This window comes from Nesterenkonia sp. (assembly GCF_029265375.1).
Classification (GTDB): Bacteria; Actinomycetota; Actinomycetes; order Actinomycetales; family Micrococcaceae; genus Nesterenkonia.
In genome coordinates this window covers 16,060-33,715 of sequence record NZ_JAJUJJ010000029.1, presented here as the reverse complement: position 1 = coordinate 33,715, position 17,656 = coordinate 16,060, and the positions used below count along the sequence as shown (strand labels likewise).

Below are 17,656 nucleotides of genomic sequence, written 5' to 3'. Positions count from 1 at the left end.
GACGGCGCCGGCATCCTGACCCAGATCCCCGACGAGTTCTTCCGCGCCGTCTGCGACTTCCCGCTGCCCGAGGCCGGGGACTACGCAGCCGGCACCGCATTCCTGCCCCGCGAGGAAGCCGAGCGGGAGCAGATGACCGCCAGCTTCGAAGAGATGGCTGCTGACCAAGGACTCCAGGTGCTGGGATGGCGCGAAGTCCCGGTCGACGACTCGATGATCGGCTCGCTGGCCCGCGGCGCGATGCCGCACTTCCGCCAAGTCTTCCTGACCATAGCCGATGAAGACTCCTTCAAGTACCAGGAATCGGCCGCCGGAACGTTGGACCAGCGCGCCTGGCGGCTGCGCAAACGCGCGCAGGTGCGATTAGGCATCTACTTCCCCTCACTGTCCAGCCGCACCATCACGTATAAGGGCATGCTGACCACCGCCCAGCTCGAGCCCTTCTATCCAGACCTCTCGGACCCGCGGTATAAGACGTCCCTGGGAATCGTGCACTCCCGGTTCTCCACCAACACCTTCCCGTCCTGGCCGCTGGCCCAGCCGCTGCGCCAGATCGCCCACAACGGGGAGATCAACACAGTAGAAGGCAACCGCAACTGGATGCGCGCCCGCCAGTCCACCATGGCCGGGGAGATTCTCGGCGACGACCCGGAGTACCTGTTCCCCATCTGCACCCCCGGGGCCTCCGACTCCACCAGCTTCGACGAGGCCGCCGAACTGCTGATGCTCTCCGGCCGCCCGCTGGCCCAAGCCATGCGGATGATGATCCCCGAAGCCTGGGAGAACCATGAATCGATGGACCCCCACCTGCGGGCGTTCTACGAGTATCACTCCATGCTCATGGAGGCCTGGGACGGTCCGGCAGCCATCGCCTTCACCGACGGTCGCCAAGTCGGGGCCGTGCTGGACCGCAATGGGCTGCGGCCGGCGAGGTATTGGGTCACCGACGACGGCCTGGTCATCATGTCCTCGGAAGTCGGTGTGGTCGACGTCGACCCCTCCACAGTGGTGCGCAAGGGCCGCGTGGCACCGGGAATGATGTTCCTGCTGGACACTGTGGACGGCCGCATCATCGAGGACGAGGAGATCAAGGCCGACTTCGCCTCCAAACAGCCGTGGCAGGAATGGGTCAGCGAAAACCTGGTGCGGCTGGAGGACCTGCCCGAGCGGCTCCACGTTCGGCACCCTGCGGGGTCCGTGCGGCTGCGCCAGCAGACATTCGGGTACACGCATGAAGAGCTGAAGATCCTCATCGGACCCATGGCCTCCACTGGGGCAGAACCATTGGGGGCTATGGGCACCGATACACCCATCGCGGCGCTGGCCGACCGGCCGCGGCTGCTGTTCGACTACTTCGTCCAGACCTTCGCGCAGGTCACCAACCCGCCGCTGGACGCCATCCGCGAAGAGCTGGTGACCTCCCTGGGGCTGCACATCGGCCCCAGAGGCAACCTGCTGAGCACCGAACAGGTGCGCAGCCCCCAGGTGCATTTGGACTTCCCCGTCCTCAACAACGACCAGCTGGCCAAGATCGCCAATATCCGCAACGAGGACGGAAGCAAGGCCGCACTGCGCATCCGCGGACTCTTCCGCGTCGGCTCCACCGAAGAGGAGTTCCGTGAACGGATCCGCACCCTCTGTGAGCAGGTCTCCGCGGCGGTGAACCGCGGGGTCGGCTACATCGTGATCTCCGACCGCGACTCGAACGCGCAGTGGGCACCGATCCCCTCCCTGCTGCTGCTTTCGGCGATCCACCACCACCTGCTGAAGTCGGCCAACCGCACCAAGGCCTCCCTGATCGTTGAAGCCGGCGATGTGCGCGAAGTCCACCATGTGGCCTGCCTGATCGGCTACGGCGCCGCCGCGGTGAACCCCTACCTGGCCATGGAGACCGCCGAGGACATGGTCCGCCGCGGAGACCTCACCACCGTCACCGAAGAGCAGGCGGTGGACAACCTGATTACGGCGTTGGGCAAAGGCGTGCTGAAGATCATGTCCAAGATGGGCATCTCCACCGTGACCTCCTACTGCGGAGCCCAAACATTCGAGGCTGTGGGACTGGCCCAAAACGTCGTCGACCAGTACTTCTCCGGCACCCACTCGCTGATGGGCGGGGTGGGCCTGGACGTCATCGCCGCCGAGACCCTGCAACGCCACGCCAAGGCCTACCCGGCAGACGGCAATGATCTGGGCCGCGGGGACGAGCTGGAGGTCGGCGGGGAGTACCAGTGGCGCCGCGAAGGGCCGCCCCACCTGTTCAACCCGGAGACCGTCTTCAAGCTCCAGCACTCCTCACGCACCCGCCGCTACGACATCTTCAAGCAGTACACCCAGGCGGTGGACGACCAGTCCCGAGCGCTGATGACGCTGCGCGGACTCTTCACGCTCAAAGGCACCCGCCCGTCGGTGCCGATCAGCGAGGTGGAGCCGGTCAGCGAGATCGTCAAACGGTTCAACACCGGGGCAATGAGCTACGGCTCCATCTCCCAGGAGGCTCACGAAACGCTGGCCATCGCCATGAACCGGCTCGGCGGGCGCTCCAACACCGGTGAGGGCGGCGAGCATCCCCAGCGTCTGGTGGATCCGGAGCGGCGCAGCGCCATCAAGCAGATCGCCTCCGGACGCTTCGGTGTCACCAGCCAGTACCTCACCCACGCCGATGATCTGCAGATCAAGATGGCCCAAGGCGCCAAGCCCGGCGAGGGCGGGCAGCTGATGGGCAAGAAGGTCTACCCGTGGGTGGCAGAGACCCGGCACTCCACCCCCGGGGTGTCATTGGTCTCACCCCCGCCGCACCATGACATCTACTCCATTGAGGACCTCAAACAGCTCATCTACGACCTCAAGCGCGCCAACACCGGCGCCCGGGTGCACGTGAAGCTGGTCTCCCTGCACGGGGTGGGCACTGTGGCTGCCGGGGTGGCCAAGGCCAGCGCCGACGTCGTCCTGATCTCCGGACACGACGGCGGCACCGGAGCCTCCCCGCTGAACTCACTCAAGCACGCCGGGACCCCCTGGGAGCTCGGCCTGGCCGAGGCGCAGCAGACCCTGATGCTCAACGGGCTGCGCGAACGCGTCACAGTGCAGGTGGACGGACAGCTGAAGACCGGCCGCGACGTGATCATCGCGGCGCTGCTGGGCGCCGAGGAGTACGGATTCGCCACCAGCGCCCTGGTGGTCTCCGGCTGCGTGATGATGCGGGTCTGCCACCTGGACACCTGCCCGGTAGGGGTCGCCACCCAGAACCCGACCCTGCGCGAGCGCTACACCGGAAAGGCCGACCATGTGGTGAACTTCTTCGAGTTCATCGCCCAGGAGGTCCGCGAATACCTGGCGGAACTGGGCTTCCGCAGCCTGGACGAGGCGATCGGGCATATCGAGGCGCTCGACATCGACGAGGCCAAGCGTCACTGGAAGGCCGAAGGTCTGAACCTGGACGCTGTGCTCACCGGCTGGGATCCCACTGATGAGAAGACCGCCGCCATGCTGCGCAGGACCACCGAGCAGGACCACGAGCTGGAGAAGCACTTCGACGTCGGGCTGATCGAGCAGTCCCGCGCCGCCATCCGGCACCGCAAGCCGGTGCGCATCTCCAAGCAGGTGGTCAACACCGACCGGGCCGTGGGCACCATGCTCGGCCACGAGGTCACCAAGACCCTCGGCCTGGAGACCCTGGAGCACAACACGATCGAACTGGACCTCACCGGTGAGGCGGGCCAGTCCCTGGGCGCCTTCCTGCCCCATGGGATCACCATCCGGCTGGCCGGCGACGCCAACGACTATGTGGGCAAGGGCCTCTCTGGCGGACGCATCGTCCTGCGGCCGGACCCCTCAGCCCCGCTGGAGGCCGAGGAGAACGTGATCGCCGGCAATGTGATCGGCTACGGCGCCACCGCAGGAGAGATGTTCCTCTCCGGGCAGGTCGGCGAACGGTTCCTGGTCCGCAACTCCGGTGCCACCGCAGTGGTCGAGGGCATCGGCGACCATGGATGCGAGTACATGACCGGAGGTCAGGCGCTGATCCTCGGAGCAGTCGGCCGCAACTTCGGCGCCGGCATGTCCGGCGGCACCGCGTATGTGCTGGACTTCGACGAAGCCCAGCTGAACTCCCAGGCCGCCGCCAACGGAGACCTGCTGCTGCTGGATCCTGATGAGGAGGACCAGCAGATCATCCTCGACCTGCTGCGCCGCCACGCGGAGGAGACCTCCTCTGCACTGGCCCAAAGGCTCCTCAGCGAGCCCGGGACATTGGGGCGGATCACCAAGATCCTGCCGCGCGACTACGACGCCGTGCTCACTGCCCGCAGCCAGGCCCTGGACGAGGGCCTGGACCCCGACGGCGACGCCGCATGGCAGAAGATTCTGGAGGTGACCCGTGGCTGATCCGCGCGGATTTCTGAAGCACCGTGAGCGCCAGGACCGGCCCTCACGCCCGGTGCCGGTGCGCATTATGGACTTCAAGGAGGTCTACGAGCGCCAAGACCGGGAGGTGACCCGCACCCAGGCAGGCCGCTGCATGGACTGCGGCATCCCGTTCTGCCACACCGGGTGCCCGTTGGGCAACCTCATCCCCGAGTGGAATGACCTCATCTGGCGCGACCAGTGGCAGGAGGCCTCCAAGCGGCTGCATATGACCAACAACTTCCCGGAGTTCACGGGGCGGGTCTGCCCGGCCCCCTGTGAGACTTCCTGCGTGTTGGGCATCAACCAGCCGGCGGTGACGATTAAGCAGTCTGAGGCCGAGATCGCCGATGAGTCCCTGGAGCGGGGATGGGTCGAGCCCATCCCACCGCACCGGCTGACCGGCAAGACGGTCGCCGTCGTCGGCTCCGGCCCCGCCGGGCTGGTCGCTGCCCAGCAGCTGACCCGCGCCGGCCACACGGTGGCGGTCTATGAACGTGACGACAAGCTCGGCGGCCTGCTGCGCTACGGCATCCCCGACTTCAAAATGGAGAAGCCGCTGATCGACACGCGAATCGAGCAGATGGAGGCCGAAGGCGCCCGCTTCTACCCCTCCACGGAGATCGGCAGCGATATCACCTGGGACTCGCTGCGGGAGTCCTACGACGCCGTCGTGGTGGCCACCGGCGCCATGGTGCCGCGCGATCTCAATGTCCACGGCAGGAGCCTCTCCGGCATCCACTTCGCCATGGAGTACCTGGTCCAGTCCAACCGCGCCGTCTCCGGCGAAGATGTTCCTGACCAGATCCACGCCAAGGACAAGAAGGTCGTGATCCTCGGCGGCGGCGACACCGGTGCAGACTGCATCGGCACCGCGCACCGCCACGGGGCCTCCTCGGTGACCACTCTGGCCATCGGCAAAGAGCTTCCGCGGCAGCGGCCAGAGCATGAGCCCTGGCCCATGGACCCGCGGATCTTCGAAGTTTCCAGCGCCGATGAGGAGGGCGGCGAGCGGCGCTGGCTGGCCTCCACCGTGGAGTTCCTCGGCGATGAGAATGGTTCGGTCCGTGCCCTGAAGGTCGCCGAGACCCAGTACAACCCCGACGGCAGCCGCACACCGAAGCCCGGCACTGAACGCGAGATTGAGGCCGACCTGGTGCTGCTGGCCCTCGGCTTCACCGGCGCCGAGCCGGAGACCCTGACCGAGCAGCTCGGGGTGGAGTTCATCGGCGGAACCGTCGGCCGTGATGAGGACTACCACACCAATGTGGAGGGGGTCTTCACCGTCGGCGACGCCGGGCGCGGAGCGTCCCTGGTGGTGTGGGCCATTGCCGAGGGCCGGGCAGCAGCCGCCAAGGTGGACGAGTACCTCGAAGGCTCCACCCGGCTGCCTGCGCCGGTGGCACCCAGCGACCGGGCCATCTCGCTGAGTGCTTGAGCCTGGTGGGTGAAGGGGCAGGATTGCCTCAACCGGGTGCGTGACAGGGGACCTCTTAACTGAGTGCATGATCGAAGCAGGATTGCTTGACCCGTCTTCGGTGTTGCAAGTCACTGCTGTGAGATAGGGTCATGACAGAAGATCTGGTCCAGCGCCGTGCCAGGAACACACACACCGCATTCCACAGAGGTGAGGCATGAGACACGCGAAGATCGTCGCCACATTCGGACCTGCCACCGCCGGATACGAAAAGACCCGGGAGCTCATCGAGGCGGGCGTGGACGTGGTCCGCGTCAATATGAGCCACGGTGACTACCCGGTGCACGAGGCCACCTACAACACAGTCCGCGAGGTTTCCAAGGATCTGCGCCAGGCGGTGGCCATCTTCGCCGACCTGCAGGGCCCCAAGATCCGGCTCGGACGCTTCGCCGACGGCCCCCACGAGCTGGCAGCCGGCGACCGGTTCACCATCACCACCGAGGACATTGAAGGCACCAAGGAACGCTGCTCCACCACGTTCAAGGGGCTGCCCGGTGACGTGAAGCCCGGAGACACGCTCCTCATCGACGACGGCAAAGTGGCGCTGCGGGCCGTGGAAGTCACCGACACCGACGTCATCACCGAGGTGGAGGTCCCGGGACCGGTCTCCAACAATAAGGGCATCAACCTTCCCGGCGTGGCCGTCTCAGTGCCCGCACTCAGCGAAAAGGATGAGGCGGACCTGCGGTGGGCGCTGCGCACCGGCTTCGACATGGTGGCCCTCAGCTTCGTCCGCGATGCCGCAGACATCGAGTCTGTGCACCGCATCATGGACGAGGAGGGCCGCAGGGTCCCGGTCATCGCCAAGCTGGAGAAGCCTCAGGCAGTCGAGGCGCTGCAGGACGTCATCGACGCCTTCGACGCGGTCATGGTCGCCCGCGGTGACCTCGGCGTGGAGCTGCCGCTGGAGGAGGTGCCGGTGGTTCAGAAGCGCGTCGTGGAGCTGGCCCGGCGCTGGGCCAAGCCGGTCATCGTGGCCACCCAGGTGCTGGAGTCTATGATTGATAACCCCCGCCCGACCCGGGCGGAGGCCTCCGACTGCGCCAACGCGGTGCTCGACGGCGCCGACGCGGTCATGCTCTCCGGGGAGACCTCGATCGGCAAGTACCCGGTGGAGACCGTGCAGACCATGGCCAAGATCATCCAGGCCACAGAGGTCAAGGGGCTGGAGCGGATACCTCAATTGGGCACCAAGCCCAAGACACGCGGCGGTGCCATCACCCGTGCCGCCAACGAGATCGCAGAGCAGCTGGAAGTGCCATATCTGGCCACGTTCACCCGCTCCGGCGACTCCGCCCGGCGGCTCTCCCGGCTGCGCCCGAAGCAGCCGATCTTCGCGTTCACCCACGTCGAGCACACTCACCGCATCCTCTGCCTGTCCTGGGGAGTCCAGCCGCGCTGGGTGGAGTTCGCCTCGCACACGGACAAGATGACCTCACAGGTGGACAAGCTCCTGCTGGAGGAAGGCATCGCCGAGGTCGGCGACCTGGTGGTGATCGCTGCCGGATCCCCTCCCGGCCAGGCCGGCACCACCAATATGGTGAAGGTCCACCGCATCGGCGACCTGCCCGACGGAGCAGACCTGGACGCCCTGCGGCGCGGCGACCCCTCCGCCCTTCCGCTCAAGGAACCGGTGGGCCCCTGGCCCGCCCGCAGTGCCTCCAGCGCGCTCTGAGTGGGAGTATTGCTGGGCGCACGATTCAGATTCCTCGCCACCGGCGAGCGGGTGTGCGGTTCGTCCGCTTTGCCGCCGACACGGTAGGCTGTACGGGTTCAGAGCCTGCGGGCTCTGCGCCCGAATGGCGGAATTGGTAGACGCGCTCGACTCAAAATCGAGTACCTCACGGTGTGTGGGTTCGAGTCCCACTTCGGGCACGTGAACGACGCCGCGTTCATCGTCAGCCACGACTCCCAGGGAGCGCGGCACCGGATCGAAGCCGTCGTCGCCTCCGAGCGCCCCGGTCGCTGGTATGAGCGAGTGGTGCTGCTCGGCCAGGAAGACGGCAGCCAGCTGAGTTTCACCTGCACCTGTGAAGCGGACTCCCGCTGCGTCCACGTCGATTCTGCCCTGGAGGCCGCCGGTGCGAGGCTTCCCGGCCTCGTACCCGGCCGCCGGCAGACCTCGGAGGCCCCCCAGCTGCACATCGGCGCCTCCACCACCACCGGTGACTGGTTCGACCTGCAGATCCGGGTCACCGTCGATGGGGAAGAGATCGCCTTCCGGGACCTCTTTGCGGCCTTGGTGCGCGGCGAGAGCGTCTATCTGCTGCCTGACGGCCGGTACTTTTCCTTGGACACGCCTCAGCTGCAGAAGCTGCGCGCCGTGATCGAAGAAGCCAAGGAGCTCAACGACTCCACTGCTGAGAGCCTGCGGATCAGCCGCTATCAGACCGACCTTTTCGACGAACTGAGCCACCTCGACCCTGCCGCCGCCGACCAGTGGCGGCACCGGGTGGCCACGATGCCGGAGATCACCGACCCGATCGATCCTCCGCCCGGTCTGCAGACGCCGCTGCGGGACTATCAGCGCGCCGGATTCCAGTGGCTCAGCAGACTGAGCGACCACGGACTCGGCGGTGTGCTCGCCGACGACATGGGGCTGGGCAAAACGCTGCAGACCCTGGCCATGATCCAGCGCGCCGCCGCCGAGGATCCCTTTCTGGTGGTGGCTCCCACCTCGGTGGTGGGCAACTGGCAGGCCGAGGCGCAGAAGCACACCCCGGAGCTCGACGTCGTCGTACTGTCTGAGACGGTTGCCAAGTCCGGGCGGAGCCTGCGCGACCAGGTCGCCGGCGCCGACCTGGTGATCACCAGTTACGCGCTCTTTCGCTTGGACGCTTCTGGCTACCAGGAGCTGCATTGGGCAGGACTGGTGCTGGACGAGGCACAGATGCTGAAGAACCCGGCCTCCCGCGGCTACCGCGCCGCCCGGGACCTTCACGCCCCATTCACCATCGCCATCACCGGCACCCCGATGGAGAACAACCTCGACGAGCTGTGGGCCATCGTCTCCCTGTGCTGCCCGGGTCTGCTGGGGCGCCGCGACGCATTCGCCCGCTTCTACCGCACCCCCATAGAGAAGCACAAAGACCGACAGGCCCTGGAGAAGCTCCGCCGCCGGCTGAATCCGTTTCTGCTGCGCCGCACCAAGGACCAGGTGGCCGAAGAGCTTCCGGCCAAACAGGAGCAGATCCTCATGCTGGATCTGCACCCCGAGCACCGCAGCCTCTACGACCGGGACCTGCAGCGGCAGCGCCAGAAGGTGCTGGGACTGATCGAAGACGTCGGCGCCCACCGCTTCGAGATTCTGGCGGCGCTGAACCACTTGCGCCAATTGGCACTCGATGCGGAACTGGTCGGCTACCGCAGCATCCCTTCGGCCAAACTGGAGGCCGTCGGGGAGCTGCTGCCCGAAATCACCGCTGAGGGCCACCGGGCTCTGGTGCTGAGTCAGTACACCCGCTTCCTCACCAAGGCGCGGGAGGTGGCCGAGCGGGCGGGTGTGAGCACCTCCTACCTGGACGGGTCCACCCGCCGCCGGCAGCAGGTGATCGACCAATTCCGTAGGGGAGACACGGACGCCTTCTTCATCTCACTGAAGGCAGGCGGCTTCGGACTCAATCTGGTCGAAGCGGACTATGTGCTGCTGCTGGACCCCTGGTGGAACCCGGCAGCCGAGGAACAGGCGATCGACCGGACGCATCGCATCGGCCAGCACCGCCGCGTCATGGTGTACCGCTTGGTCGCACGGAACACCGTGGAGTCCAAGGTGATCGACCTCCAGCGGTCCAAGCGCGAGCTTTTCCGCACCGTGCTGGCCTCCGGAGACGCCCCAGATCTGAGTCCGGACCAGCTCCGCACGCTCTTTGAGTAGAATCACACCCAATGGAAGGAGTTCAGTGACAGAGGAGACAGAGCACGGCCGTAAGCGCCGCGTGCTGGTGGCCGAAGACGAGACACTCATCCGTCTCGACATTGTCGAGATCCTCACCGGAGCCGGGTACGAGGTGGTTGGCGAAGCCGAGAACGGCGAGAAGGCCGTGGAGTTGGCACGCGAGCATGAACCTGACCTGGTGGTAATGGACGTGAAGATGCCGGTGATGGACGGCATCACAGCTGCTAAAACCATCGCAGAGGAGCGTATTGCTCCGGTGGTGATGCTCACTGCGTTCTCCCAACGTGACCTGGTGGAATCGGCCCGTGAGGCCGGCGCCATGGCCTATGTGGTCAAGCCGTTCGGCGAGAACGACCTCATTCCCGCCATCGAAGTGGCTGCAGCCCGCTTTGACGAGATCCGCGCGCTGGAGGAGGAAGTCACCACGCTGGCGGACAAGTTCGAGACCCGCAAGCTGGTGGATCGTGCCAAGTCCCTGCTCACTACGAATATGGGCCTCAGTGAGCCCGAGGCCTTCCGCTGGATCCAGAAGACCTCGATGGACCGTCGCCTGACCATGCGTGAGGTCGCCGAGACTGTGATCGACCAGATGGCCTGATCGGGGCACCGGCAGCGTCTTGCGCGCGCTGGGGCGCAGCCAGGAGCTAGCCAGGATCTGCTCCGGCCAAGGGTGAGGTGACGGGATCGGTCCGCGGGGGACCGGCGCGGCTGGTCTGCCGGGCCCCGGCGCGCTTGGTCTGCAGCAGCAGTCCGTGGGACTTGATGTCGTGATGCTCCTTGCAGAGGGCTTGAAGGTTCTCGGCAGCTGTCTTACCGCCGCGCTCATGCGGGATCCGGTGGTCAATTTCTGCGCTGTGTGCCGGACGGGTGCACCCGTAGGCCTGGCAGGTGCCGTCTCTGAGCACAACTGCCTCCTTGAGTTTTCCTCCGGCAAACCGTGCAGCGGAGGACCTGTTCAGAAGGTTCTGCGCGGCCGGAAGCTTGGCGGTCCCTTGCAGCATCTGGCGGACCTGCGCGGAGGTCAGGGGGACCACGGCAGTAACGGTCTGCTCGCCGTCGGGACCGTCCTGGGCGCTCGCGGCGTACCACTCATGCTCGGCGGCAGGGTCGTTCGCGATCCGCCGTGCTTCGGTGCCGGCAGCACGAACGAGCCGTCCTCGCTGACCGCAGGCGTCTCGCCTTCGCCGGTGAGAGTTTCGGCCGGGACCAGGATGCCGATTCTGGCGCTGATCGGGGGTTGCGGAGCAGCAGTGTCAGCCGGCTCGGGGGCCTCAGATGATTCCAGCGGCAGCTGGTCCGCCCCCTGGTTCTCCGAGGCTCCGGGGTGAGCGGGTTCAGTGACTCTCCCGCGCGCTGACGCCGAGTTTGCGGCACCGGCGCCGGAAGCTGAAGGCTCAGGAATTCCTGCCACGCGTGCGGCGAAAGCATCTGCCATTGCCTGGACGAGGGTGAGCTTCTGCTCATCGTGCGGAGTATCGGAGTCGGTGCGGCTGCTTGGGGAGCCTCCGCCGCGGCGAACCGCGCGCAGCGCCTCCTGCTGCAGCTGCCGCTCCACAGCGACGACTGAGACTGTCGGAAGCAGCGCGTCTATCTTGGTCATGCCGTCGTCGCGGTGAGTGAACGCCACGAAACGGTTCTGCCGTGCTCGTTCGCACCGGGTCCTGTGGGCCTCGGCATCCAGCTCTGGCACTCGGCGCTTCGCCCAGCGATCGATCTCATGGATGTTCATAGCGGACGCCTTCTCTGCCGCTTCAGCATCGAAGACCGGCATGAGATCCCGGCGGTGGGCGATGCCCTCGGCAGCCTGGGCAATACGGCGAACGCGTTTGATGTCAGTCGCTCCGGATCGGAAGGCTCTCCAGGTCTGCGGCAGCTTGTCCTGTACGAAATCCGCGCAGTCCAGGTACCGCCTCACCTCGCTGCTGGTCAGACCCAGAACGGCTCCAGCCTCATTGGGGACAGCTTTCTCCACCGCCCGGCGGCGGAATGCGTGTTCGCCCGAGGCTTCAGCGAGTCGGCGGACCCGATAGGCATGCAGCGCCTCTATGGCCGCAGCCTCCGCGCGCCGCATAGCTGCACAGTGCCCCCATGCCTCCTGCAGTTCGGGCTCCTGCGTCAGGTGCGAGAGCTCCCCAGGCAGCACAGGAGAGGGGAGCTCGCAGCGACCGCCGTCGTCGTTCATGATTCGATTCTATGTTCGAATGTGACGAACGTCAAGTAGTTTGCGAAACTTTATTCGAATATTAGGTGGTTTGACGTCGGCTGGTCACGCAGCGGTTGGGGTGACAGCGGCTTTGTTGTATGAAGTGCACTAAACCCTTGTGCTGTGAATCACATCACACTAGGATCGATCGCCAAGCCCACAGTAAGCGTTTGCTCAGATCTGGGACGCGCCGGAAGCCACTCGACCACCTTGAGGGATGCAGATGAGTACACGTGCACGTTTGGCCCTGGTCACAGCAGCGGTACTTGCCGCCACTCCGCTGGCAGCCGCCACTGCAGAGACCGAGCCCTCCGCTCCCGTCGAGGTCCTCAGCTCACAGTTCTCCACCGGCGAGTTGGGCCAGTGGTGGGACAACGGCGGAGCCGAGCGGATCAGCTTCACCGAGCTGGAGGGCGAAACCGTGCTTCAGGTGGACCGCGGCGCGGACTATCACGGCATCCAGTCGCCCCACGGGGTCCTCGCCGACCAGGCCGAGCCGGGCGATACGGTCATCTACACCGCGGAGGTCCGGCTCTCGGACCAGGTGGAAGACGCAGTGGAGGCTCGGTGGGTCGCTCACGACGACGGCGCAGGCCACACCTATGAATGGGGTGAGGCGGCTGCCGTGGATGCCTCGGACTGGACCGAGGTGACCAGCAGTTTTGAGATCACCGAGGAGACAGACCTCGACGCGTTCCGCGCCTACACTGGCCTGCCCGACGTCGAGGGTCTCGACGCCTATGACTTCTACATCCGCTCCGCCTCCCTCACGCTGCAGCCGGCAGCGCAGGAGGAATCCGACGGCGACGACGGCGGGGAGGAGAACGACGACGCCGGCAGCGAGGACAGAAGCAACGAGGACAGCAACGACGACGACGGCACCAGCGACGGCGGCGAGTGGACTGAGCTGGCCAGCTACGACTTTGAAGAGACCGTGGAGCCATGGCGCGGCCGCGGAGATGCCTCCGTGGAGCTCAGCAATGACGCCCACCAAGGCGAGCAGGCCCTGCTGACCACCGGGCGCAGCGCCGGCTGGCACGGCCCCGAGCTGCCCATGGAGGAATTCGAGAACTCCGGGACCTTCCGCATCACAGCGTGGGCCAAACTGCCGGCCGACGCCGAGGGGACTGAGACCATCGGCACCTCCATGCACGTTCCGGGCTCCGCGGAGAACGAGTATCCGTGGGTCTCCGGCCGCGAGATCGTGGGAGCCGACGAATGGGTGGAGCTCACCGGTGAGTACGAGGCCGAATCCAGCGCACCGGCCCAGGTCTTCTACGTGGAGGCCGAGGGCGCAGACACCGAGTTCCTCATCGACTCGGTCACCATCGAGCACCAGCCGGGAGAGGACGACGACGGCGACTCCGGCCCGGTCGCCGACAGCCCCGAATCCCTCAGCCACGACTTCGAGGACGGCGAACTCGGCGCCTGGGGACCGCGCTACGTCAACGAGGACCAGCACACCGTCGCCGTCACCGACTCCCAGGCCCACCAGGGTCAGTACTCCGCCGTCGTCACCGACCGCACCCATCAGGGGCAGGGCATGGGCGCCGACGCCACCGAGGCGCTCGCCGCCGGCCAGCAGTATGACCTCTCCGCCTGGGTCCGCTTCGCCGACGGGGAGGAGACCGATGACATCTTGCTCGCGGCCGCAGTGACCTCCGGCGGATCCACCAGCTACCAGACCCTCGGCCAGTTCAGCGGACTCTCCAACTCGGAGTGGGTGCAGGTCGAACAGCGGTTCACCGCCGCTGAGGCCGAGGAGCTGACTATCTACTTCGAGACCACCTGCGACAACGACGATCCCGGCGTGACCTCCACCTTCTACGTCGACGACATCGAAGTCACCCGAGTCGACGAAGACTTCGACGACTCGCTGACCCCGCTGAAGGACACGGTGACCTTCCCGCTCGGCGTGGCCATCGACGAGCGCGAGACCACCGGCACCGCCGCTCAGGTGGTCGACCACCACTTCGACCGGGTCACCGCGGAGAACCACATGAAGCCCGAGGCCTGGTACTCGGGCGAGGGACTGGACACCTTCGGCATGCACCCCCAGGCCGAAGCCATCCTGGACTACGCCGTGGAGCATGATCTGGATGTCTACGGCCACGTGCTGGTCTGGCACTCCCAAACCCCGGACTGGTTCTTCGACGTCTCCTCGCAGGCGGAGATGGATGAACGTATGGAGTTCCACATCCGCAGTGTGGCCGAGGCCATCGCCGAGGAGTACGGGCCCTTCGGCTCAGACACCAATCCCGTGGTCGCCTGGGACGTGGTCAACGAGGTCATCGATGATGGGGCCTCCTACTCCGACGGCATGCGGCGTTCCAACTGGTACCAGGCCTGGGGCGATGAGACCTATGTGGACGCCGCCTTCGAGTACGCGGAGCACTACTTCAACGGCGTCTACGCCGACCCGAGCGCCGACCGCCCGGTGGCCCTGTACATCAACGACTACAACACCGAGCTTTCGGCCAAGCGGGGCCGCATGATCGAGCTGACCGAGCGGCTCTTCGACCGCGGCGTCCCGGTGGATGGCTTCGCCCACCAGTTCCACCTCAACCTCTCGATGCCCATCGACAACCTGCGGCAGGCATTCCAGGACGTGGAGGCCGCCTTCCCCGGCATCCCGCAGCTGGTCACCGAGCTGGACATCACCATCGGCGACAGCCCCACCGAGGGCCTGCTGATCGACCAGGCCTACCACTACCGGGACGCCTTCGACCTCTTCCGCGAGTGGGCCGAGACCAACCAGCTGGACTCAGTGGCCGTCTGGGGCCTCAACGACGGCCGCAGCTGGCGTGCGGCCCAGCTTCCGCTCATCTTCAACGATGACTTCAGCCCCAAGCTGGCCTACACCGGCATTATCGGCGGGGAGCTCCCCCCGCGGGAGAACCGGGCTGTGGTCTTCGCCCATGACGACGACGCCGCCGAGGCTGACCCGGAGAGCTACTGGACTCAGCTGCCGCTGCACTCCACCGAAGGCGGCACCGCCGAGTTCCAGCTCCGCTGGAGCCCCGAGGGCCTGGTCTTCCACGTGGAGTCTGAGGCGGAGTCAGTCACTGTGGAGCACGACGGCGACACCTACGAGCTCAGCCCGCAGGGCGTGACGCTGGCCGAGATCGAGGGACTCAGCCAGGGCGAGAGCCTCACGATCGACCTGCACGCCGACGACGACTCCTGGCTCAACGGCACGCTGAGCCTGGTGGAGCCGCTCAGCTACCACGAGGCGCCCGAGGCCGACGCCGCTCCGGAGCTGAACGCCGAGCTCAGCGACGCATGGACGGAGGCCACCTCACTGGTCACCGAGACTGAGATCGAAACCGGTGCCCGTGAAGGTGCCACCGCGGAGGTCTACACCCTCTGGGAGAACGGCACTCTGCACCTGCTGGCCGATGTCACAGACCCGGACGTGGATGTCTCCGCCTCCGATCCCTGGGTTCAGGACTCCGTGGAGTTCTTCCTGGACCTGGGCAATGAGCGCAATGGCCCTTACCGGACCGCCACCCGCGACGGCCACCATCTGCTCTCCGAGCAGTACGACTTCCAGTTCCGCATCTCCGCGGAGAACGAGGTCTCCGTCGGGTCCGGCGACGAGCAGTTCCAGCTCGAACAGCTGGAGTCGGCCACCTCCATCACCGAGGACGGCTACATCGTCCAGGCCGCCATCGACCTGCGTGAGTACGGGGGAGCGGGCAGCATCCACGGCTTCGACGTCCAGGTCAATGACTCGCACGACGGCGCCCGGCTCGTCACCACCTGGGCGGACCCCACCGGAAACGGGTACCAGTCCACTGAGCGGTGGGGCGTTATCCGACTGCTGGCAGAGGGGGAGGATCCCATCGATCCCGCACCGACAGACCCAGCCCCCACGGATCCGGATCCCACCGACCCGGCAGATCCGACGGACCCCGCGGAGCCCACCGATCCCGAACCCACGGATCCGTCGCCCACGGACCCGGCTGACCAGGACGGCCCCTGGCCCCCGGACGCCGATGAGCTCACCGACGCCAATCGCGGCGACGTCGAGATCCTCACCGACCCGGTGCGCGCCGGCGAGCCGATGCAGGCCGCCCTCGGGGCAGCAGCCGCTGGCCAGACCGTGCGGTCCTGGTTCTTCTCCGAGCCGGCCGACCTCGGCGAGGTCACCGCGGATGAGGACGGGATCATCACCGTCACCGTGCCGGCCGACGCCGAGGGCGAGCACCGCTTCGCCGTCTACACCTCCGACGGTGAGCTGCTGGGCTGGACCGAGGTGACTGTGCTGGCCGCACCAGATGGTGCATCCGATCAGGACGACGACGGCGCGGGACTTGCCGCCACCGGTGCGACTATCGCCGCGGTCCTGCTGGGAGCGCTTGGGCTGATTGCACTCGGCGGAGCGGTGCTGCACGTCTCGCGGCGTCGCGCCGATGCCGCCTGACCCGGTCCCGGGACCACCCGGCGAACAGTGCGACCGCCAGCATCAGCTCGGCGCCGTCGCCGCCGTAGTACATCAGCACCGCCGCGCCGCGCAGATCCTCGGGGGTATGCATCACCGCCGCGTGCAGGGTCTCTGCCCGGGCGTAGACCAGCTTGGCCAGCCAGGCATGCAGCCCGGCGCTGAGAACCAGCACCACGGCGCGCAGCGGCACTGACGGCCGCCGGCGCATGGGGTCCGGCCCCGCTATCGCCCAGGCGTAGAGGCACCCGGCCAGGCCGAAGTGCAGCGTCATGACCATATGGCCTGCCGCGCTGCTCATCGCCGCCGCGTACAGCGGGGTCAGGTACAGCAGGAACAGCGGCACAATATGCAGACCGGCGGCGGTGAACGGATGCGCCGCTGCAGCAGCCCGGCGAAGCGGCGTCGCCAGCGAGGCGGAGCAGCACCCAGCGCCAGAGTCACCGGTGCCGTCAGCACCAGCAGCACCGGACCGTACATGCCCACCAGCAGATGCTCGGCCATGTGGCCCTCAGCGGTTCCGCCGATGATCGGCGAGATCCCGGCAGCGATCAGCAGTGAGCCTGCCGTCCAGCTCGCCGTGCGCCACCGGCTCCAGCGGCGGGGGACCTGCAGCTGGCGGCGCACCAGCAGCATCATGTAGAGGCCCAGCAGCAGCGCCAGCGCTGCCGCGGCGAGCTGCCAGCCGAGATTCTCCACGTCATAACGGATCTGGTGGATGCGCAGCACCTTATGGTTGACCAGCCCGTCGAACACCTGGAAGCCGCCGGCGCCGAGGAAGAAGCCGGCCCACGCAGAACGTGCTGCCAGGTCGCGGCGGTGCCTCAGTTCCGCGATCATGAAGAATCCAGCCACCAGCAGCACCAGCTGGCCGGCATGGAGCAGTCCGTCGGCGAGCAGACCGATCTCGGGGGGTGGACAGATCGTAGAAGTGATGCCAGGCCGGGATCTGGTGGAAGACGATTTCATCCACCGCCGCCATCACGCCCACCCCCACCATGCTGGCGGCCAGCACCGAGAGACGGCGATTCCGCGGCCCTCCGGCAGCCCGCTGACCAGGCTCGATTCGGCTCATCTCTCGACGCTAGAACCGCCCCGCACCACGGTCAAGGGGCCGCGGCCGGCTGCGGCTGCCGCATGACAGGACCCCGTGAAGGTGCTGCGCACAGCCTGAGAAGCCGCAGTTCTCTGCCGCCGTCTCACATAGCAGAACGAGGGAGGTGGGCCTGACGCGGC

General features: G+C 66.7%; 8 protein-coding genes, 1 tRNA gene and 1 pseudogene. 7 read left to right on the top strand and 3 right to left on the bottom strand.

The window, feature by feature from the left end; all coding sequences use genetic code 11:
• From gltB to Q1K09_RS11040, 6 genes are all read left to right on the top strand, one after another.
• A partial coding sequence (gltB, locus tag Q1K09_RS11065; protein ID WP_300345483.1) for a glutamate synthase large subunit occupies window positions 1-4,383 on the top strand: 4,383 nt, incomplete at its 5' end.
• Window positions 4,376-5,839 carry a glutamate synthase subunit beta gene (locus Q1K09_RS11060; protein WP_300345482.1) on the top strand — a complete coding sequence of 488 codons (1,464 nt, stop codon included), beginning with the start codon at window positions 4,376-4,378 and terminating at the stop codon, window positions 5,837-5,839. The genes gltB and Q1K09_RS11060, both read left to right, overlap by 8 nt.
• A 196-nt stretch (window positions 5,840-6,035) precedes the next feature.
• On the top strand, window positions 6,036-7,553 hold the full coding sequence (gene pyk, locus Q1K09_RS11055) for a pyruvate kinase (protein WP_300345481.1): 1,518 nt from the start codon (window positions 6,036-6,038) through the stop codon (window positions 7,551-7,553).
• A 118-nt stretch (window positions 7,554-7,671) separates the two neighbouring features.
• Window positions 7,672-7,753, top strand: a tRNA-Leu gene (locus Q1K09_RS11050).
• Between the two features lies 1 nt (window position 7,754).
• Window positions 7,755-9,752, top strand: coding sequence for a DEAD/DEAH box helicase (locus Q1K09_RS11045; RefSeq protein ID WP_300345480.1), 1,998 nt, complete (start codon window positions 7,755-7,757; stop codon window positions 9,750-9,752).
• Between the two features lie 25 nt (window positions 9,753-9,777).
• Window positions 9,778-10,371, top strand: coding sequence for a response regulator (locus Q1K09_RS11040; protein ID WP_300345479.1), 594 nt, complete (start codon window positions 9,778-9,780; stop codon window positions 10,369-10,371).
• A 46-nt stretch (window positions 10,372-10,417) separates the two neighbouring features.
• Here the strand turns inward: Q1K09_RS11040 and Q1K09_RS11035 are convergent, their stop codons facing one another.
• Both Q1K09_RS11035 and Q1K09_RS11030 read right to left on the bottom strand, forming a co-directional pair.
• Complete coding sequence (locus Q1K09_RS11035) at window positions 10,418-10,774, bottom strand: HNH endonuclease signature motif containing protein (RefSeq protein WP_300345478.1); 357 nt, start codon at window positions 10,772-10,774, stop codon at window positions 10,418-10,420.
• A 20-nt stretch (window positions 10,775-10,794) separates the two neighbouring features.
• Window positions 10,795-11,955 (bottom strand): DUF222 domain-containing protein, encoded by a 1,161-nt coding sequence (locus Q1K09_RS11030; RefSeq protein ID WP_300345477.1) that lies wholly within the window; start codon window positions 11,953-11,955, stop codon window positions 10,795-10,797.
• Between the two features lie 244 nt (window positions 11,956-12,199).
• Between Q1K09_RS11030 and Q1K09_RS11025 the strand changes: the two genes are divergently transcribed.
• On the top strand, window positions 12,200-16,402 hold the full coding sequence (locus Q1K09_RS11025) for an endo-1,4-beta-xylanase (RefSeq protein WP_300345476.1): 4,203 nt from the start codon (window positions 12,200-12,202) through the stop codon (window positions 16,400-16,402).
• Here the strand turns inward: Q1K09_RS11025 and Q1K09_RS11020 are convergent.
• A pseudogene (locus Q1K09_RS11020) lies at window positions 16,311-17,402 on the bottom strand (DUF2243 domain-containing protein). The gene Q1K09_RS11025 and the pseudogene Q1K09_RS11020 sit on opposite strands and share 92 nt — an antisense overlap.
• Window positions 17,403-17,656: the final 254 nt, after the last annotated feature.

Coding starts and splice junctions, on each gene's coding strand:
- pyk (WP_300345481.1), top strand. CDS start 6,036: ATGAGACACGCGAAGATCGTCGCCACATTCGGACCTGCCACCGCCGGA.
- Q1K09_RS11035 (WP_300345478.1), bottom strand. CDS start 10,774: ATGCTGCAAGGGACCGCCAAGCTTCCGGCCGCGCAGAACCTTCTGAAC.
- Q1K09_RS11030 (WP_300345477.1), bottom strand. CDS start 11,955: ATGAACGACGACGGCGGTCGCTGCGAGCTCCCCTCTCCTGTGCTGCCT.
- Q1K09_RS11025 (WP_300345476.1), top strand. CDS start 12,200: ATGAGTACACGTGCACGTTTGGCCCTGGTCACAGCAGCGGTACTTGCC.